The following is a 19,596-nucleotide window of genomic DNA, read 5'->3' on the forward strand; positions in this document are numbered from 1 at the left end:
GTTGCAAGCTTACGCTTGCAACTTCTTCGCTTTCTCTACAACGTCTTCAATAGTTCCAACTAGATAGAACGCCTGCTCTGGAAGAGAGTCGTGTTTACCATCAAGGATTTCGCGGAAACCACGAACAGTGTCTTTGATGTCTACGTATTTACCTTGAAGACCCGTGAACTGCTCAGCAACGAAGAACGGCTGAGACAAGAAACGTTGAACTTTACGAGAACGAGATACAACCAGTTTATCTTCTTCAGACAACTCGTCCATACCCAAGATCGCGATGATATCTTGAAGTTCACGGTAACGTTGTAACAACGCCTGAACGTCACGAGCACATTTGTAATGCTCTTCACCGATAACTTGTGGGTCAAGAAGACGTGAAGTTGAAGTCAACGGATGAACCGCCGGGAAGATCGCCATAGCCGCGATATCACGGTCAAGATTCGTCGTTGCATCTAAGTGAGTAAATGTCGTTGCCGGAGCTGGATCCGTGTAGTCATCGGCTGGTACGTAGACGGCTTGAACCGAAGTGATCGAACCTTTTTTAGTCGATGTGATACGCTCTTGCAAAGTACCCATTTCAGTTGAAAGAGTCGGTTGGTAACCAACGGCTGAAGGGATACGACCCAATAGTGCCGACACCTCTGCACCCGCTTGAGTAAAGCGGAAGATGTTATCTACGAAGAAAAGAACGTCTTGGTTTTCAACGTCACGGAAGTATTCCGCAACAGTCAAACCCGTCAAAGCAACACGCGCACGTGCTCCAGGAGGTTCATTCATTTGACCGAAAACCAGAGCTGTTTTTGCCAATACGCCTGATTGTTTCATCTCTTGCCACAAGTCATTACCCTCACGAGTACGCTCACCCACGCCGGCAAATACAGAGAAACCACCGTGCTCAGTTGCGATATTACGGATAAGTTCTTGGATTAGAACTGTTTTACCAACGCCCGCACCACCGAACAAACCGATCTTTCCACCTTTTGCGTAAGGGGCAAGAAGATCAACGACCTTGATACCGGTCATCAACATTGCTGCTGAAGTGGCTTGATCTTCGAATTTTGGAGCTGTTCTGTGGATGCCCCATTTTTCTTTGGCGTTTACTGGGCCCATTTCGTCAATCGGTTCACCGATAACGTTGATGATACGTCCCAATGCTTCACGGCCTACTGGGGCTGTGATCATTTCGTTCATTGCTTTTACTTTTTCGCCACGAACTAAACCTTCAGTTTGGTCCATCGCGATAGTACGAACCACACCGTCACCTAAGTGCTGTGCTACTTCAAGAACTAGGTTCATTTCAGCGTCAGATACGAATTTATTTGTTACACGAAGTGCTGAGTTGATTGCTGGAAGTTCTCCGCCTTCAAACTCTACGTCCACAACCGGACCCATTACTTGTTTTACTTTACCGAATGCCATTATTCAGCTCCCCTATTTCAGCGCTTCCGCGCCAGATACGATTTCAATCAATTCTGTAGTAATTTTTTCTTGTCTCAACTTATTGTATGTCAGCGTGAGCTTGTTGATCATGTCTCGCGCATTGTTTGTCGCGTTTTCCATCGCGCTCATACGAGCACCATGTTCACCGGCAACAGACTCTGACATAGTTCTGTAAACTTGAAGGTCGAAATGTTTCTCAAGCAATTCTTTGATGATTTGCTCTGGAGCTGGTTCGAAAATCATATCTACAGAGAAATTTCCCGCTTTGTCAGTTTGATCTGCATTGAAAGCGCTCAAACCCATATCGATAGGCAAGATTGTTTCACAGACAACTTGTTGGGAAATTGCAGACTTAAATTCGTTATACACGATACGAACTTCGTCATAACTACCTTCAAGATAGTCATTCATAACTCGGTTCGCCACCTTTGAAGCTAGTTCATAAGAAATATCCTTATCTAGCTTCGTGATGTAATCGATTGGTTTGATCCCGCGGCGAGCGAAATAGTCATGAACCTTGCGGCCCACGAAAATAAAATCGATCTTCTCAAGTTTCGTTTTGTTCTCGTTATAATAGTTCTCGGCGAACTTGTTGATATTGCTGTTAAAGGCTCCGCACAAACCGCGGTCAGAGCTAATTACAACAAGCAAAACCTTCTTTACTTGTTCTTTAGCTTCCATCAACGGATTAGAGACTTTGTTTGTAACAGCGATATCCGCAATCACCTTACGCAAAGTTAAAGCGTAAGGACGCATATTAACGATGTTATTTTGCGCCCTTCTTAACTTCGCCGCAGACACGAGCTTCATCGCTTTCGTGATCTGCTGGGTGTTTTTAGTGGACTCAATCTGAGCCCGGATATCCTTCAAACTTGCCATTTAAGCACCGATTACTTTTTAGTAGGTTGAAAAATAGCTTTGAACTCATTAAGAGCGGCCATCAATGCCTTCTTAGTGTCGTCAGAAATAGCTTTTTTCTCGCTAATAGTTTTGATGACGTCTGCGTGTTTAGAACGCAAGAAATCCATCAGTTCCTTTTCGTAACGTTTAACGTCTGTTTCTGGGTAAGCATCAACAAAGCCGTTAGAGGCTGCGAAAATCATCGCAATTTGTTCTTCAACTTTTACTGGTGAATATTGACCTTGTTTTAGAACTTCAACCAAACGACGACCACGCGCCAATTGTTGTTGAGTCGCTGCATCCAAGTCAGACGCAAACGCCGCGAATGCTTCCATCGCACGGAACTGCGCAAGCTCAAGTTTCATAGAACCCGCAACTTGTTTCATCGCTTTAATCTGAGCCGCACCACCTACGCGTGATACAGATTTACCTACAGAGATCGCCGGACGGATACCTTTGTAGAATAGGTCTGACTCAAGGAAGATCTGACCGTCAGTGATCGAGATAACGTTTGTAGGGATGTAAGCAGAGATGTCACCTGCTTGAGTCTCGATGATTGGCAATGCAGTCAATGAACCGCCGCCTTTATCAGCTGACAATTTAGATGCACGCTCTAACAAACGGCTGTGAAGATAGAATACGTCGCCTGGGTACGCTTCACGTCCCGGAGGACGACGAAGAAGTAGAGACACTTGGCGGTAAGCTTGAGCTTGTTTCGTCAAGTCATCGTATACGATAACTGCGTGGCGACCTGTATCGCGGAAGTATTCCGCCATCGCGGTTCCAGAGTATGCAGCCAAATATTGTAGTGGAGCTGGGTCCGATGAGTTCGCAGCGATAACAGTTGTGTACTCAAGAGCACCTGCAGCACGCAATTTTTCAACCACTAGAGCAACAGTCGATTGTTTTTGACCGATAGCTACGTAGAAGCACTGAACGTTTTGACCTTTTTGGTTGATGATAGTGTCAACCGCGATCGCTGTTTTACCAGTTTGACGGTCACCAATGATCAACTCACGTTGGCCACGACCGATTGGTACAAGCGCATCGATAGCTTTGATACCCGTTTGAAGAGGTTCTTCAACTGGATGACGATAAACGATACCCGGAGCTTTCAATTCAACGACGCGGCTGTGAGGTGTGTTGATTGCGCCACGACCGTCGATGGGGTTCCCAAGAGCGTCAACAACACGACCAAGAAGAGCTTCGCCCACTGGAACGGAAACGATTCTTTTTGTACGCTTAACTGTATCGCCTTCTTTAATGTTACGGTCTTCACCGAAGATAACCGCACCAACGTGGCCTTCTTCTAAGTTAAGAACCATACCGAAAACTTCGCCAGGGAACTCAACTAGTTCACCGGTCATAACGTTTTCAAGACCGTAAATGCGGGCAACCCCGTCACCTACAGAAAGAACGCTTCCTGTTTCGCTTACTTCAATCTTTTTGTTGTATTGATTGATTTGTTCTTTGAGAACACGACTGATTTCATCAGCACGAATTTGTGTTTCCATTGTTAGTTGGCTCTCCTGTTTAATTCTTCATTCAATTTTTTCAAGTGCGCATCAAGGCTATCGTCAAAAGTCCAACCACCCACTTGAGCAACAATGCCGCCCAAAAGCTTAGGATCTTGTTCGTAGGTCAACACGATCTTCTTGTTTAAAACTTTATTAATTTTTTGTTCGATATCTTTTTTAGCGTCGTCATTCAAAGCCTGCGCCGAACGAACCACGCCGCGAGTAACACCCTCTTCAATATCCATAAGATCTTGGAAAGAGTGAACAACGTCATTCAAAGCTGAAAGACGATTTTTTTCCGCCATAAGAACGATGGCGCTTAAGACCTCTTCGCTTAAACCTTTGCCAGCAAGGGCTGACTTAACCGCTGCTACTTTTTGTTCAGAGTTGACCATGGGGTTTTCGAAATAGCTTTTTACAGTCGCATCGCCGTTAAAGCCCTCAACTACGGCTTTAAGCTCTGCAAAGGCTTTCGCGTGAGCGCCTTTTTGCTTGGTTGCAGCCAAGAGTGCTTTTGCGTATCTTTTAGAAACTTCACTAGTAACCATTATCTACACTCCGACGTGATTGATGAAATCTTTTTGAAGTTTTTGCTGATCAGCGCCACTTAAGTCTTTCGTCAAAACTGTACGAGCGGCTTCAACTGAATCTTTCAAAAGTTGTTGACGCAAATCGCGCTGAGCGCGCTCGACTTCAAGCTTCATAGTTAACTGCGCGTCTTCTTTAATGCGCTTACTAACCGCTTGGGCCTCGTCCAAGATTTGTTTTTTCAAATCGTTAGCGTGTGCTTGAGCTTTATTAAGGGACTCGGCGCGAGTTGCATCTAACTGAGCCAATTTATTTTTGATATCTACAAACTCACGCTCTGCTTGCTCGCGAGCAAAAGCAGATTTTTGAGCCGCTTCAAGATATTGCGCCTTACGATCTTTAAAGAAAGTCACGATGCTGTCTTTAGTGAAATAGATCAAACCCGCAACTAGGATTACTACGTTGATCGCTTGGTACATGACAACCGTAGGAACTCCTTCGTTGTGGCCATGACCACCACCCGCCGCAAGTGCTAGGGCTGGAGACAAAAGAATCAATGTGTTCAAAAGTAACTTCATAGTCTGCTCTCTTACTTCAACAGTTTATTTGTGATCGCTAGGGCCACGGCCGTTGTTTGATTTTTCAGATCTTGAGCCGCGCTTTGTACTGCCGACATCAGCTGCGTGCGATTGCTTTGAACAGCTTTTTCAGATTCACTACGAACAGCAGATACCGCCGCTTCGTATTCTTTATTGGCTTGAGTTTTTGCCGAATCAACGATGGCTTTAATCTCGCCATTCAGTTCACGCATTTTGGTCTCATAAGTTGAATTAAGTTCGACGGCTTTATTTTGGAACTCTAAAGCAAGGTCTTCGCCCCCTTTAGTTCTTCTTTGACGTTCTTCCAATGCATGCGCATATGGGCCGAAAACTACTTTCGACAAAAAGATCAAAGCGACACAAAAAAACACGAACTGGAACGCGGCTGTGGTATTGATACCAAGTTGATTAAATATGTCCATTTAGCTGAAATCCCTACTAGTTTTTGAGCTTCGGATTTACCCGGTAGCCCATAAGGGGTCAAGCCGTATTTCTAATTGATAATGTTCAGGAATGACCCCAAATTGGGACCACTTTAAAATAGCCTATGACTTAGGCATATAAGAAGCACCCTCAAAGACCACGCCCTCATCAATTCTCAAGCTGGGTGACGTGACCGTGCCCTTAAAGATTGCGGGTGGGTGCATAATAACTCGGCGGCGGGCAAAGAGATTCCCCTCAACCCGGCCACTTATTATAATGGTATCGGCTTCGATTTGAGCCGTAACAGACGCGCCTTCGTTAATAACGATCGTATCTTTAGTAAAGATTTCGCCTTTAAAGTCGCCACCAATTTGAACCGTGCCCTCAAAGCTGAGCTTTCCCTCGAAATGAGTGCCTTGATCCAATATCGCCGTGACATGACCAGAAAGAAGATCGTCTTGAAGTAAGTTTGCGTTCGCTATTGCCATCCCTCTTTCAGCCTGTCTACTAAGTTCGTTAATTCATCATCAGAATAGAAGTGAATACTGATTTTACCTTTTGAGTTGGAATAATCAATGTTCACCTTCGTCCCCAGCATCTTTTGTAGCTCTTCGCTTAATCCAGAAATCAAACGTTGAGTTACATTAGAACCAAGCTCGCTTACTTCTTCTTCTTTATCATCAGCTCCCTTAACGACAGCCTGCACCATTTTTTCAAGCTTACGAACTGCAATTTTTTCGTTGATGACTTTCTTAGCGAATTCAATCTGTTTTTTTGAATCTGGAAGTGCCAATAACACTTTCGCATGACCCACGGACAATTCATTTCCTGAAATCAGGCTTTTGATTTCCTCAGGCAAAGACAATAAGCGCACGGCATTTGCTACGGTGGCACGATCACGCCCCACTTTTTCTGCCACTTGCTGCTGAGACAATTTAAATTCAGAAATAAGGCGCGAGTAACCTTCTGCTTCTTCGATCGGATTTAAATCTTCACGTTGAATGTTCTCAACAATCGCCAATTCAAGCGCTTGCTTGTCATCGTAATTCTTAAGGATAACTGGAACTTCATGTAAAGCCGCAAGCTGAGCCGCTCTCCAGCGACGCTCTCCGGCCACGATTTCTAATTTTCCATCTTTTCTTCTGCGCGCTACGATCGGCTGAAGAATTCCGTTTTCTTTGATCGATTGAGCTAACTCTTGAAGAGGCTCTTTTTCAAAGTGACGACGAGGCTGATATTCGCCTGGTGAAAGTTTATCAATGGCTACTTTCCAAATCTTGCTTTCAGGATCCACGGGAGGGGCTGCAACTGGAGCAGGAGTTGGGGCTGGGGCTGGCATTGCCGCGGAAGCCGCAGTTGCACCAGCCGGAGGGTTCATGGTTTTTGGAACCGTTGATGCGGGAGGGGCAACGGTTTCATTAGCAGGTCCACCAAGCAAGGAACCAAGTCCACGACCCAGTCCCTTTTTTTTGTTTGATGATTCGACAGCAGTATCAGACATTTAAATCACCTTTCTTAGGCCATTTGTTCTGCTAGCGAAGGGGCCTCAACAGAGACTTTTCCTTGTGCACGAGCAACAACTTCCTTTGCAAGTTCAAGATATCGCTGAGCACCAATCGATTTGCTGTCATATTCAAAGATGGATTGTCCGTGTGATGGTGCTTCGCTAAGGCGAACATTGCGTGGAATAATGGCGTTAAATACTTTGTCACCAAAGTGGTTTTTAATTTCAGTTACCACCTGATGGCTTAAATTATTACGAGCATCAAACATCGTTAAGACGATGCCCTCAATATGTAATTGAGGATTTAAGTTCTTCTTAATCAAACCCGCTGTATTCAACAGCTGACTAAGCCCTTCAAGCGCATAGTATTCACATTGAAGAGGAACCAAAAAAGAGTCCGCCGCATTTAAGGCGTTCAGAGTAATCAATCCTAAAGATGGAGGGCAATCAATGATCACGAAATCAAATTGATCAGCCACCGTCGCAATGGCTTGCTTAAGACGGTATTCACGCTGCGGCATATCAACAAGTTCAATCTCTGCACCTACCAGGTCAGGATTGGCCGTAGATATTTTCAAATTGCCGTTTGAAGTATTTTGAATAGCTTCAGTCAGTGTTTTTTCGCCGATGAGTACGTGGTAGCTATTCGCATCTTGGCTTTCATATCTTTTGATACCCAAACCGCTTGATGCATTCCCTTGAGGATCCATGTCGATCAAGAGTACGCGCTTACCCATCGTTGCTAAGGCTGATGAGAGGTTTACAGACGTCGTTGTCTTGCCTACGCCACCCTTTTGATTAGCTATACAGATAGTTTTAGCCATATTTCCTCCTTGAGATTTAAAATTCTTCCTTTTTTGGATAACTAGCAAGAATAAAGACTAGTTTTTCGCGCCACATCTTATGATTTTTCAAAAATATGCCGATGTTCCACGTGGAACACTATGCTTTTTAGAATAATCACACTTCTATTCTTGTGCGCAGCCATTGTTAGCTGTAATAAGCCCGATCCAAATCCGGAGCTTAAAGATCCCATTTACAATGATTTGAATTCTAGGCTCGGCAGTACAAAGCAAGCCCTCGAAGCTGAAAAGAAGGCGCTTGAAGGTCACGAGCAGGCGTTAAAAGACGTAGTTCCTCAAACAGGCCAAATTAAGTATGCGCAGAAACGTATTTATGAATCTCAGGCAAAGATTCAGAAACTCGGCCAAGAAGTGAGATATCTGGAGCTAAAAATTGAAAGTCGCAAAAAGGAAGCTAAAACTTCTTACATGTTGGCTTTTCAAAAGGGCGAAGAGTGGCCAAATCCAAACGAATTCTCTTCATATGAAGCCGCCAATAAGCTCCGCGCAGGTAAGATGACCTGGGATGCAAACGCACGGGTAAAAGCTCTCGCGCCGGGAGCAAAACCGGCGGCCGGAGGACATGGGGCTGCTGAAGGTGGAGAAAAGAAGGCGGAAGGCGGCGGACATCACTAAAGATGTTCCACGTGGAACATCTAAGCGATTTTTTCAGTTTTAACGACGGAAAATTTGATTGCACCTACTGGAAGTTTATATTCTCCAATAAGTGAGGGCGACCAGATGGAGCAAAGCTGAGTTGGAATTTCTCCAACCTCGATACCCCACTCTTCTCCCTTAAGATGATAAAAAGACCCGCCTTTAACCATCGACTTTCTAGCCGTCATGATTGTGCGGGAAATATTGGAAAGTCCGCGAGCCATCGCGTGCTCGACCGAGTTTTCCGGCAAGGATTCAATCGTCTTGCACTCCACCGTCGCATTCTTCAATTTTAAAACAGAAACGATGTTATTTAAAAACTCACACTTCTTTTGATCAGCCTCGACCAGCACGACCTCTACTTGGGGAAATAAAAGTGCAAAGATAGCTCCTGGGAACCCGGGACCACTGCCAAAATCAAAAATCTTTTTGATACCCTTTTGGGTCGACATAATAACCCGAGACGCTAAGATAGAATCCGCAAAGTGAAGAGCATCCGCCACGAAAACAGTTTTGGCGGAAATAAGATTCGTCGTCCGATTATATTTAATCAGCTCTTCATGGTAGGTCTTAAGGCTAGTCTTGATCTCAGGACTTAGATCCGGGAACCACTCATCAATTCGCCAGAATACCGTCGGTGCGTCCTGCTCTTGGTTTTCCTTCAAGCTCGATCTCCTTGGTCGTTTTGTGACCTTTTAGATAGATCATTATAGCTTGAATTGCCGAAGGATTAACACCACTGATTCTTTGAGCTTGACCTAAGGTGCGTGGCTTGATGCGCTGCAGCTTATCTTTCTCTTCGTTAGACAGTCCACGAATGTCTGCATACACAAGAGTCTCAGGAAGAAGCATTTCTTCCATTTTTTTAGACTGATTAATAAGCTCGAGCTGTCTTTTTACGTAACCCGAATATTTTACCTCAATTTCAACAGGTTCACTCACGTTTGGATCTTCATCCACAGTAAAATTCAATTTCTCAAGATGAGAACAAGAAACCTCTGGACGACGCAGCAACTCTTCGAATGTTAACGACTTTGTAAGTTCAGGGGTCGGAAAGGACGCCAAGATTTCCTGAACATCTTTGGTCGGATACACCTTTTCTGTACGAAGTTTTGTGTGTAATTCCCGGCGCTTTTCTTGAAGAGTTTCTAAGATCTCCAATGACTGTGAAGAAACAATACCCAGTTGAGCGGCTTTTGCGCCTAAGCGATCGATAGTATTGTCTTCTCGCAAAACCAAGCGGTGTTCTGCGCGTGAAGTGAACATGCGATAAGGTTCGCGCGTTCCCTTCGTCACAAGATCATCAATAAGAACTCCGATGTACGCTTCATCACGCTCCAAAATAAATTCTTCTTTTCCCAAAATACTGTGGGCGGCGTTTACGCCCGCAACAAAACCTTGAACAGCCGCTTCTTCATAACCAGAAGTTCCGTTGATTTGTCCCGCCAAGAAAAGTTGGCGAATCGTTCTTGTTTCAAGGCGGTGCCAGATTTGAGTTGGCTCTATATAGTCATACTCAACCGCATAACCATAGCGCGCGACTTTCACGTTTTCTAATCCAGGGATGGTCTTTAAAAACTCATCCTGAACTTCTTCCGGTAAACTTGTCGAAATACCTTGAAGGTAAATAAGGTCGGTTGAAAGACCTTCAGGTTCTAAGAAGGTTTGATGGCTGGTTTTATCCGCAAAACGAGTGATTTTATCTTCGATCGAAGGACAATAACGTGGCCCAACGCCTTCAATAATCCCACAAAACATAGGGGATTTATCTAGGTTCTCACGGATAATTTCATGGGTTTTTTCCGTCGTGCGAGTCAGATAGCAAAGAATTTGTGGGAGCTTTAATTTGGTCGAAGAACGATAGCTAAAAGGATAAACCTTTTCGTCCCCGCCTTGGGCAATAGTTTTTGACCAATCAATGCTGTCTTTTAGAAGTCTCGCGGGAGTTCCGGTTTTTAAACGTTTCACTTCAAAACCGAATTGCGCCAACTGATCAGATAAACCAATGGAAGGCAAGTCGCCGACGCGGCCGCCAGCCTCTTGGCGAAGACCGATATGCATCACTCCATTCATGAAGGTGCCCGTGGTGATGATCACGGATTTTGCGAAAATTTCGGATCCATCTTGCAAAACCACGCCTACGCATAAATCTTTTTCTAAAATCAGGCGCTTTACTTCGCCTTCCAGCAAATCTAAGTTGGGTTGATTCTTTAAAACCGCGGTTTGGAAGGCCGAATAAAGATGCTTATCATTTTGCACACGAGTTCCGCGAACGGCGGGACCTTTTGAGGAGTTAAGGCGTTTGTACTGGATGCACGTTTCATCCGCCGCCAAACCCATTTGTCCGCCAAGCACATCAAGCTCACGAACCATGTGGCCTTTTGCTAAGCCACCGATAGAAGGATTGCAGCTCATGTAAGCGATGCGGGAAATGTTTGAAGTGATCATCAACGTTTGTAAGCCTAAACGCGAAGTCGCCAAGCAAGCTTCAACCCCTGCATGTCCGGCACCAACCACGATCACATCAAATCTTTTGTTATTCATAACTACTAAGCCCTATTTGCCGGCTTATTTCGCCGACTATTTTCCAATACAGAATTCTTTAAACACGCGATCCATGATTTGATCATCAAATCGTTTACCCAAAGTTTCATGAATTGCGATCAAAGCCTCTTTAAGCTCCAAAGCAATAAATTCTTCGCCCAAGCCCTGCTTTACTAACGCCTCGGTTCTTCGGGTGTTCTCAAGTGCTCGCGTCAGGTTTTCAAGATGTCGAGAGTTAGAGATCAACACTGTGTTTTCTAACTGCAAATCGGCAAATTCAGCGACCAATTCTTCAAGGACTTGAGAGCGGATCTTTTTATCAAGGGCGCTGACAAAGAACACCCTTCTTTTCAGGAAGCCTTCCAGGTCCCCGATTTTTTGTAAAAATTCGCTGTTATCAAGGTCTTTAAGTACCGTTTTAGGGCTTAAAACAGATGAAATTCGGTCGATTTTATTAGCTAAAATGTAGGTTCTTTGAGGGTCTAAACCGTTCAGAATCTTGATCTCTTCCTGGCTCAGTCCTTTTTCAGAGTCATAAACAAAGAATACGAAATCTGACTCGCCCGTGGCTTCTTTAGATTTTTGAATCCCGATTTTTTCAACCAAATCAGAAACCGATTCACGCAAACCCGCTGTATCCAAGAAGGTGAACTTAACACCTTTAAAGCTTGTATCCCCGTGAATAACGTCCCTGGTGGTTCCGGGGATATCTGTCACGATGGCGCGTTCATCTTCTAAAAACACATTTAAAAGGCTGGATTTCCCCACATTAGGAAGACCAGTTAAAACAATGCGGAAACCGTCTTTCAGAATTCTGCCGACGCGGAAAGTAGCAACTAATTCTTGCAGAGACTTTTCAATGACCGCCAATTTTTGCAAGGTCACCGTTTGATCAACCACTCGAATGTCTTCGGTTGAAAAATCAATGCCGGCTTCAGCGTGAGCTAAAATCCAGGTCATATCATTTTCGATGTCTTCTAGTTTTTTAGAAACCGAACCTTTAAGCTGACGCAAAGCGAGTTTTGCTGCCTGCTGACTTTGCGCTTCGATAAGTGAAAGCACGCTTTCAGCTTGAACCAGATCCATTTTTCCATTCATGAATGCCCGATAAGTGAACTCACCACGATCTGCAGGGCGTGCGCCTAAACCCACCAGTTGAGTTAAAATACTTTGGCAGATGACCGGGCTTCCGTGACAAGAAATTTCAATAACTTCTTCACCCGTGAAAGAGCGGCCGTGTTGGAAATAGGCTGCAAGAACCTCATCAATCTCTAAACCTGTTTCGACGTCTTTAAGAAGACCGAAATAAGATTTATGAGACTCAGGATGTTCAGGCAAAAATGCGCAGATTTTTTTTACGATTGATAAAGTCTTTGGACCGCTAATGCGGATGACTGAGATTCCACCCACTCCGTGAGGGGTAGAGACCGCACATATTGTGTCGTTATCACGATCTCCACGAAACATTTGGTTACTCCCTTTTAGTGCGGCTAGCGATATGCACCGCTAGCCTTTAAACACTAATCGTTACCCGCGTGAGCGTCTTCGGCCCCATTGCCTTGTGCTTGCCCACCCTTAGCTGGGTAGATTTTGATTTTTTTGTACAGACCATCACCCAAAGAGCGGCTTTTAACACGTGGGTCTTTGGCTAAGTATTGGTGAACAACTTTACGATCTTTTGGAGGAAGGGCGCGGTAATAAACGGATTTACCTTGCTCAATACAGATCGCTTTTAGGTTTTCTGCACGCTCAATTAAAGCATTTGCAGATTCATCACGGTAACCACCACAGTCCACGGTGATGTTCGTTTTATCTTCAGGGAAGTTGTGTTGAACAACGCGTTTAAGGAACAGTTGAAATGCATCCAACATTTGTCCTTTTTTATCTTTCAAGATGTCTTCATCAGCGCCGTTAAATTCAACTGCCAAAGTTGAGCCACCGTCTTCTTCTTTTTCGGTGTTCAACTCAAAGGTCAATTCAAACTGTGCTTTTTCAATGATTCCCTCTAAGGTTTTTTGAACAAGTGCTTCAACTTCACTGTTGGCACCCTTGCTTTTCCCCCCGAAAAGCTTACTAAAGAAACCCATTTTACCTCCTAGTTATAAATCAAATTTAATCCACTATCGCTAAAGCTCCAGCGGACAAGTCCAAATCGCCCAGAACTTGGTGGGCTTGCCAGCCGAAGCCTCGGCGTAGGCGTATTATTTTTTCGCGACGTTGATAACCGCAGCTGAAGCCGGTGTCCTATCGCGCATCATGATATACTGTTGAATGATCCCGAAGAGCGTGCTTACAACCATGTAAAGTGTAAGGCCCGCAGGTAACTGCAACATAAATAACGAGAATACCACCGGCAAGAACAGCATAATCTTAGCTTGAGTAGGATCCATTGTTGTCGGCGTGATCTTTTGTTGAACAAACATGAAAACTGCCATCAATACTGGCAAAACATAGAATGGATCATGAGCACTTAAGTCATGGATCCACAACACAAAAGGTGAACTGTAAAGTTCAATGCTTGACCCGATAACGCGATAAAGAGCGAAGAAAACGGGAATCTGCAGCAACATCGGTAAGCAACCACCAATGGGGTTCGCGCCGTTTTGTTTCATCACCGCCATCATTTCAGTGTTTAAACGCATTGGATCGTCTTTATATTTTTCACGCAAATTAGCGATGATCGGCTGAACCTTTTGCATCGCTTTCATTGATTTGAAAGACATGATGTTAAAAGGAAGTACGCACAACCGAACTAAAAGGGTCAGAATGATGATCGCAAAGCCCCAGTTTCCAACAACAGCGTGAGAAGCTTTCATCACGTAAAGAAGTGGTTTAGCGATAAAGCTAAAGAAACCAAAATCAATAATATCCGCCATCGCGGGATCCACAGCATTTAGCGCATCAATTGATTTAGGGCCTGCATAAAAGATCTCGTTGAACTTCATTTCAGGAGTCAGATTAACTGGTTTATAAGTTAATTCTGCAAGGCCTGAATGATTAACCACGGATGAAGTAACTTTTACTTCCGGCAAGATTTCAGATTTATCCAAGATCGCCGCTGCAAAGTATTGTGAGCTTACCGACAACACACTTGCTGTTGAAAGACTCTTATTTACGTCTTCTTTAGCATTATTAAAGTTGATGGTTTCATGCTTTCCGCCATTATGAACAACGAAGAAATCTTGGTGTTCGTAAGAAGGAAAAAAGAATGAAGAAGACCCTTTAGCGTGAACTGCTTCCGGAATTAAAAGAGTAAAACCCTTTTTAAATTCGTCACCTGGGTTTTCCACCGTAATGGTGTTAGTGAAAGAAGAGTTTTCCGTATTGAATTTAAGTTCGCGGGTGATCGTTGTTGATCCAACTTGCGCTTTACCAAGATAATGACCCGGAGATTGTTCAGTGATGTTAAAGTTTAAAGCCTTATCATCCCCCGCCCAACGCATTTCAAAAAGAGCCGTGTTTTCCGAAACCCCAAGGCGAATATTATTTTTTTCTTTATCTTGATAGTTGTTGATTGTGTAGTTTTTTAGGCCCATCCCATGACTAGTCAGTGCGAAAGAAACTTTGTCGTTAGAAAATTGGAATGTTTGTTCTGTGTTTTGGGTGACTACTTCGGATTTGCCATCGACAGGCTTAGTCACTTTTCCTTCAGCAAGTTCTGCTGATGAAGAGCCTGGTGTTGGTGAGGTCGCGACTTGCGATTGTGCCGGGGTATTTTTGCCGTAGTCAGGATATTTTTTTTGTAGGTACGTATTCCACCCGAAATAGACAATCGCAACTGCGGCAACGGCGATAAGTGTTTTCGGCTCTAAAAAAGAAGGATTTTTGTCATTCTTTTGTTGCATCGTTCATTCCTCCTTGAGGGGGTACGGGGTCGTATCCATAAGGACCACCCGGACGACATTTACAAACTCTTTTTGTGATTAACCACAAAGCTTTATGTGCATGATGAGTGTTAATTGCTTCCACAGCATAAGCAGAACAACTTGGTTCGAAGCGACAAGAACCACCAAGATGTGTGGTTCCGATAGTGCGATACGCACTTATAAGAACTAACAAAAGCCCTCTAAAGATGTTTTCGAAGGCTTTCCAAACCACGATCCATCCCCTTAACAAATTCTTCGTAACGAAGACCTTTGTAGAAGTTCTGGTCCATAGGTTTAAAAATAATGTTAATGTCGGCTTCAATAGTTTTCCCTGCCACAAGAAAAGCCCTGAAATACTCTCGACACCAACGTTTTAATTTGTTGCGAACAACAGCGGGACCGACTTTGCGGCTTGCTGTAACTCCGAAACGCAACTGACCCTCGCTGTTCTTCTTATAATTAAGAAGCAACCATTGCGTGGGCCAATATCTTTTTCCCGTTTGTTTTAAAGAGAGAAATTCAGAACTTCGCTTTATTATTTGCGGAGAACTATTTTCCACCAGTAGAAACTGTCAGACGCTTTCTACCTTTAGCGCGACGACGATTTAGAACTTCTTGACCCGCTTTAGTAGCCATACGAGCACGGAAACCGTGAGTAGTTTTACGACGTTTATTAGAAGGTTGGTATGTACGTTTCATGATATTCTCCCCGAAACAAAAAATTACGACGCTATATGACGTCAATTACATCTATATATGTATTCCACCGAGCTGTATTAAACTAGATACGTGGGGCACTAATAAAGCACGTTGCGGCACGAAGGTCAACTGTTGAAAACTTCAGCTCCCCTTGTTAAGACCGCTCCAGGTTTTGAGGGGATGGTCTTTGTGGAGTTGAACTCGTCGTTTTGGACATTGATTAAATCGAAAATGAAGAGCCGGAACGATAACAATAAGTTATTGGATACCTGGCTTGATCCTATTGAGTATGTGAATACCAGTGGCAGCACGGAACGTCCCAAATTGATACTTGGGGTCCCCAATGCCCTTCACCAATATTTTGTTATTGAGAACCTCCAAGATAAGATTTATTTAGAAATTTCAGATACTTATGGAAGACCCTTTGAGGTCGAGTTTAGTATTACGGGAAGCAAAGTAAATACTCATATTGATAGCTCTGTCGCCCAGGAAGAGGCTGTGGGGGGAACTGAAATCCTTCAGGCTCAATTAGCACGTACTCAGAATATCCAGATTACTCAACCTAAGTCGGGCCCCGACACGCTCAACCAAGAGCTGACGTTTGGAACCTTCGTCGTAGGTAAAAATTCCGAATTTGCCCATGCGGCCTCTTATAATGTAGCCCGCAATCCTGGCGCTGATGATTATAATCCTCTCTATATATATGGACCCGTAGGAATGGGTAAAACCCATCTTTTACATGCCGCTGGGAACTATATTCGCGAGCAATATCAGCATCTTAGAATCACCTACATTTCGGCCGAGCGCTTTATGAATGAGTGTATTTCGGCGATCCGACGCCATGAAATGGATAAATTCCGTCAGAAATACCGCGAAAATTCAGACATCTTATTGGTGGATGACGTGCAGTTTATCGCCCGTGGTGAAGCTGTTCAGGAAGAATTTTTCCATACTATCAACAGCTTTATCGACAGTCGTAAGCAAGTTATCTTAGCCAGCGACCGTATGCCGAAAGATATCCACGGACTCGAAGATCGTTCGCGCACTCGTTTAGAACGTGGATTGATTGCCGATATCACGATGCCGGATTTAGAAACCCGTATCGCGATTTTAAGATATAAAGCTGAAAAATTTAATGTCCGTATGCCCGAAGATGTCGTGAACTATATCGGACGCATCTCTAAACGTTCTATCAGAGAGCTCGAAGGCAATTTGAAGAAAGTGAAGATGTTCTCTGAACTTCAAGGCTTGCCAATCGATGCAGAGCTTGTGAAGCGCATTCTTTCGCATCATGAAACTCAAAGCACAATTTCAGTTGAGGAGATTCAAAAGCTTGTCGCGGACCATTATAAAGTGCGCGTTCCGGACTTAAAATCATCAACTCGTGCCAAACCCATTGTCGTTCCACGTCAAATTGCGATGTATCTGATTAAAAAGTTTTTGGACAAATCCTTGGTGGATATCGGTAAAGCTTTTGGCGGAAAAGATCACACCACCGTGATGAACGCGCTGGATCGAGTTAAGAATCTACAATCTGCTGACCAAGATATTTCAAAAGATATCGAGGATTTAGAGCAGAGGATCCACAATATCACAGGGGTGTGAATGTGGAGTGTGGAAAGAGTTGTGGAAGAGTTTCTGGGAAAAATTGTGGATTGAAGTTACCCCCAAAAACAGCTTTCTTCCCTCGAGTTTGTACAGAGCCCTTATCCACAGGCGTTTTTTAGTGTTTACAGGTATTTAAGACATTTGTTAGGTTTTCCACGCCCCTACTACTACTACTAGTATTTATATATATAAGTAATAGTTAATAAGAGAGGGTCATCAAAGAGGGTTCAGATATGAAACTTGAAATTGATAAAAGAGATCTATTAGGCCTGATCGGAAAGACTCAAAACATCGTTGAGAAACGAAATACAATGCCGATTTTGGTGAATGTGCTTTTAGAAGCTGACCAAAACTCATTGAAAGTTTTTGCCACAGATCTTGAGGTAAGTTTAACCGACCAAATTAAAGTTCAAGTTCATCAAGCAGGTAAAGTTGCCGTGAGTGCAAAAAGTTTGTTTGAGATCGCCAAAGAACTTTCTGAAGGTCCAATCACTTTAATCAAAAAAGAAAATAATTGGTTGGAAATCAAGCAAGGCAAATACACTTCAAAAATTGTTGGTATTTCGGCTGAAGAGTATCCCATCTTCCCTACTTACAATTCTCAAAGCTTCATGACAATCAATGCGCAAACATTGAAAGAGATGATTGATAAAACAATCTACTCTGTCTCCAACGATGAAACTCGTTACCATCTTAACGGCGTTTTTTTTGAATTAAGTCCAAGCACTGGTTTTAAAATGGTTGCCACTGATGGTCACCGTATGAGCTTGGTGAATAAACCTGTCAGCGAAGTAAAAGTAAATGCCACTCAAGGTGTTATCATTCCTCGTAAAGGTCTTCATGAAATTAAAAAGATTTTGGAAGGCATTGAAGGAAATGTGGAGATCGCTATCGAAGGTTCACAATTCGTATTGAAACATTCATCCACAATTTTGATGATTCGTTTGATCGAAGGAAAGTACCCGAATTATCAACAGTTTATTCCACAGAAACTTCCGCAAAAAGTGATGATCAACCGTGATGCGTTCCTAACATCACTAAAACGTGTATCACTTTTGGCAAATACGAAATCTAAAGCGGTTCTTTTGAATCTTTCAAATGGCCGTATGGAGATTTCTTCGAACAATCCTGAATTGGGTGACGCGAAAGAAGAAATCGAAGTTGATTATTCAGGTGGAGAAATCAAAATTGGTTTCAACGCGAAATACATCACGGATATTTTAACTAGCATGCAACATGATAAAATTGATTTTGAATTGAACGATCATCTTTCCCCAGGATTGATGAGACCTCACAACGACCAGTCTTACACTTGCGTTGTGATGCCTATGAGAATCTAATGATCTTTGAAAAACTACGTCTGGTTAATTTTCGTAATTATCGAGACGTTGTCGTGTCTTTCTCTCCTCGAGTGAATGTATTTCTTGGAGAGAATGGGCAAGGTAAAACAAATCTCCTTGAAGCCATGTATCTTATCTCTCAAGGAGATTCTTTTCGTTACGGTGACAACACCACTCTTATAAATTCGAATAATCAAGAAGCATTAATTCAAGCCTTGATTACTCAAAATGATCTTCACTACAAACTTAAGATGGGCTTAGGACGTTCGCGAAAAGTTCTAACCTTGAACGACAAGAAAGTTTCTTCGGCCGATGTTCGCAAACTTTTTGCTAGTGTGGTGTTTTCTCCGGAAAGTCTTTCTTCGATCAAAGAAGGTGCGGATCATCGACGTGAACTTGTGGATGAACTTCTAGTGACCTATGAGCGTCGTAATGCTGACTTAATCTCGGATTATAGAAAAGCACTGAAAACTCGAAATAAGATCCTTAAAAACCATTTAGATGGGGGGCAGCCCCTCAGCCTTACCCGAGACCTTCTTGAAAGCCTAGAGCCTCAATTTGTGCGTTTAGGTGCGGAACTGGCCTACGCCCGGATCACTGCATTGAAAGGCCTTTCCAAAGAATTTAATAATGCCATGCAATACATTTCAGGGCAAAGCGCTGTGGATATCTCAGTGGAATATGTGATTTCCGACCAAAATGCGCTGAATTTTTCATTGGAAGAAGTGACTTTCGCTTTGAAAAAACGCCTTCAAGAATTGCATGATGCGGAGCTCTCAAGTGGCACCAGTTTGGTGGGTCCGCACAAGCACGATATCGTCTTCCTATATGGTCAAAAAGACTCGAGATTTTACTGTAGCCAAGGGCAGCAAAGAGCGATCATATTATCTTTCAAAATGGCCCAAATTGTGTATCATAGGAAGGCTCACGGAACCTATCCTGTTCTGATGCTAGATGATGTTTTATCCGAGCTCGATAAAAACAAAAGAAATGCGCTGATTACGTTTCTTCACGAAATCAATACGCAGATTTTTGTTACGACCACGGATTTTACATTACCTGAAGCATTCAGTCTTGATCAGTTATCTGTGTTGCACATCAAGGAGGGCACAGTCCTCCCTGGTTAGTTCAA

21 protein-coding genes are annotated in these 19,596 nt (G+C 43.5%); 4 read left to right on the forward strand and 17 right to left on the reverse strand.

The window, feature by feature from the left end; genetic code table 11:
• Positions 1-9: 9 nt before the first annotated feature.
• From atpD to AZI86_RS06575, 9 genes are all read right to left on the reverse strand, one after another.
• The gene (gene atpD / locus AZI86_RS06535; protein ID WP_061834277.1) at positions 10-1,416 is read right to left on the reverse strand and encodes a F0F1 ATP synthase subunit beta; all 1,407 of its coding nucleotides are present in this window, start codon (positions 1,414-1,416) and stop codon (positions 10-12) included.
• A gap of 12 nt (positions 1,417-1,428) precedes the next feature.
• Positions 1,429-2,316, reverse strand: coding sequence for an ATP synthase F1 subunit gamma (gene atpG / locus AZI86_RS06540; protein WP_061834278.1), 888 nt, complete (start codon positions 2,314-2,316; stop codon positions 1,429-1,431).
• Between the two features lie 11 nt (positions 2,317-2,327).
• A complete protein-coding gene (gene atpA / locus AZI86_RS06545; protein ID WP_061834279.1) occupies positions 2,328-3,851 on the reverse strand; it encodes a F0F1 ATP synthase subunit alpha in 1,524 nt (507 codons plus the stop codon).
• A 2-nt stretch (positions 3,852-3,853) separates the two neighbouring features.
• Complete coding sequence (gene atpH / locus AZI86_RS06550; protein ID WP_061834280.1) at positions 3,854-4,402, reverse strand: ATP synthase F1 subunit delta; 549 nt, start codon at positions 4,400-4,402, stop codon at positions 3,854-3,856.
• 3 nt (positions 4,403-4,405) lie between these two features.
• Positions 4,406-4,960, reverse strand: coding sequence for an ATP synthase F0 subunit B (locus AZI86_RS06555; RefSeq protein WP_061834281.1), 555 nt, complete (start codon positions 4,958-4,960; stop codon positions 4,406-4,408).
• Positions 4,961-4,971: 11 nt separating this feature from the next.
• On the reverse strand, positions 4,972-5,403 hold the full coding sequence (locus AZI86_RS06560) for an ATP synthase F0 subunit B (RefSeq protein ID WP_061834282.1): 432 nt from the start codon (positions 5,401-5,403) through the stop codon (positions 4,972-4,974).
• A 123-nt stretch (positions 5,404-5,526) separates the two neighbouring features.
• The gene (locus tag AZI86_RS06565; RefSeq protein WP_061834283.1) at positions 5,527-5,892 is read right to left on the reverse strand and encodes a bactofilin family protein; all 366 of its coding nucleotides are present in this window, start codon (positions 5,890-5,892) and stop codon (positions 5,527-5,529) included.
• Positions 5,883-6,905 carry a ParB/RepB/Spo0J family partition protein gene (locus AZI86_RS06570; RefSeq protein ID WP_061834284.1) on the reverse strand — a complete coding sequence of 341 codons (1,023 nt, stop codon included), beginning with the start codon at positions 6,903-6,905 and terminating at the stop codon, positions 5,883-5,885. Before AZI86_RS06570 ends, AZI86_RS06565 begins: the two co-directional genes overlap by 10 nt.
• 14 nt (positions 6,906-6,919) lie before the next feature.
• Positions 6,920-7,732 (reverse strand): ParA family protein, encoded by an 813-nt coding sequence (locus AZI86_RS06575; RefSeq protein ID WP_061834285.1) that lies wholly within the window; start codon positions 7,730-7,732, stop codon positions 6,920-6,922.
• A 120-nt stretch (positions 7,733-7,852) separates the two neighbouring features.
• On the opposite strand from AZI86_RS06575, the gene AZI86_RS06580 reads away from it, so the two are divergent.
• A complete protein-coding gene (locus AZI86_RS06580) occupies positions 7,853-8,386 on the forward strand; it encodes a hypothetical protein (RefSeq protein ID WP_253715804.1) in 534 nt (177 codons plus the stop codon).
• Between the two features lie 20 nt (positions 8,387-8,406).
• Here AZI86_RS06580 and rsmG read toward each other — a convergent pair whose 3' ends face one another.
• From rsmG to rpmH, 8 genes are all read right to left on the reverse strand, one after another.
• Positions 8,407-9,072 carry a 16S rRNA (guanine(527)-N(7))-methyltransferase RsmG gene (gene rsmG / locus AZI86_RS06585; RefSeq protein WP_061834286.1) on the reverse strand — a complete coding sequence of 222 codons (666 nt, stop codon included), beginning with the start codon at positions 9,070-9,072 and terminating at the stop codon, positions 8,407-8,409.
• Complete coding sequence (gene mnmG / locus AZI86_RS06590) at positions 9,023-10,951, reverse strand: tRNA uridine-5-carboxymethylaminomethyl(34) synthesis enzyme MnmG (RefSeq protein WP_061834287.1); 1,929 nt, start codon at positions 10,949-10,951, stop codon at positions 9,023-9,025. Before mnmG ends, rsmG begins: the two co-directional genes overlap by 50 nt.
• 36 nt (positions 10,952-10,987) lie before the next feature.
• On the reverse strand, positions 10,988-12,418 hold the full coding sequence (gene mnmE / locus AZI86_RS06595; RefSeq protein WP_061834288.1) for a tRNA uridine-5-carboxymethylaminomethyl(34) synthesis GTPase MnmE: 1,431 nt from the start codon (positions 12,416-12,418) through the stop codon (positions 10,988-10,990).
• A 53-nt stretch (positions 12,419-12,471) separates the two neighbouring features.
• On the reverse strand, positions 12,472-13,038 hold the full coding sequence (locus AZI86_RS06600; RefSeq protein WP_061834289.1) for a protein jag: 567 nt from the start codon (positions 13,036-13,038) through the stop codon (positions 12,472-12,474).
• 114 nt (positions 13,039-13,152) lie between these two features.
• A complete protein-coding gene (gene yidC, locus AZI86_RS06605) occupies positions 13,153-14,796 on the reverse strand; it encodes a membrane protein insertase YidC (RefSeq protein ID WP_061834290.1) in 1,644 nt (547 codons plus the stop codon).
• Positions 14,780-15,049: a membrane protein insertion efficiency factor YidD gene (yidD, locus tag AZI86_RS19500; RefSeq protein ID WP_061834291.1), complete on the reverse strand. Its 270-nt coding sequence runs from the start codon at positions 15,047-15,049 to the stop codon at positions 14,780-14,782. The genes yidC and yidD overlap by 17 nt, the downstream gene beginning before the upstream one ends.
• The gene (gene rnpA / locus AZI86_RS06615; protein ID WP_061834292.1) at positions 15,018-15,377 is read right to left on the reverse strand and encodes a ribonuclease P protein component; all 360 of its coding nucleotides are present in this window, start codon (positions 15,375-15,377) and stop codon (positions 15,018-15,020) included. Before rnpA ends, yidD begins: the two co-directional genes overlap by 32 nt.
• Positions 15,367-15,516: a 50S ribosomal protein L34 gene (gene rpmH, locus AZI86_RS06620; protein WP_011166211.1), complete on the reverse strand. Its 150-nt coding sequence runs from the start codon at positions 15,514-15,516 to the stop codon at positions 15,367-15,369. Before rpmH ends, rnpA begins: the two co-directional genes overlap by 11 nt.
• A 180-nt stretch (positions 15,517-15,696) precedes the next feature.
• Here rpmH and dnaA point away from each other — a divergent pair, with 180 nt between their 5' ends.
• The 3 genes from dnaA (at position 15,697) to recF (ending at position 19,591) form a co-directional block, all read left to right on the forward strand.
• The gene (gene dnaA / locus AZI86_RS06625) at positions 15,697-17,121 is read left to right on the forward strand and encodes a chromosomal replication initiator protein DnaA (RefSeq protein WP_301335745.1); all 1,425 of its coding nucleotides are present in this window, start codon (positions 15,697-15,699) and stop codon (positions 17,119-17,121) included.
• Between the two features lie 236 nt (positions 17,122-17,357).
• Positions 17,358-18,464 carry a DNA polymerase III subunit beta gene (dnaN, locus tag AZI86_RS06630; protein WP_061834293.1) on the forward strand — a complete coding sequence of 369 codons (1,107 nt, stop codon included), beginning with the start codon at positions 17,358-17,360 and terminating at the stop codon, positions 18,462-18,464.
• Positions 18,464-19,591 (forward strand): DNA replication/repair protein RecF, encoded by a 1,128-nt coding sequence (gene recF / locus AZI86_RS06635; protein ID WP_061834294.1) that lies wholly within the window; start codon positions 18,464-18,466, stop codon positions 19,589-19,591. Before dnaN ends, recF begins: the two co-directional genes overlap by 1 nt.
• Positions 19,592-19,596 lie beyond the last annotated feature (5 nt).

It is taken from the genome of Bdellovibrio bacteriovorus, from assembly GCF_001592735.1.
GTDB lineage: Bacteria > Bdellovibrionota > Bdellovibrionia > Bdellovibrionales > Bdellovibrionaceae > Bdellovibrio > Bdellovibrio bacteriovorus_D.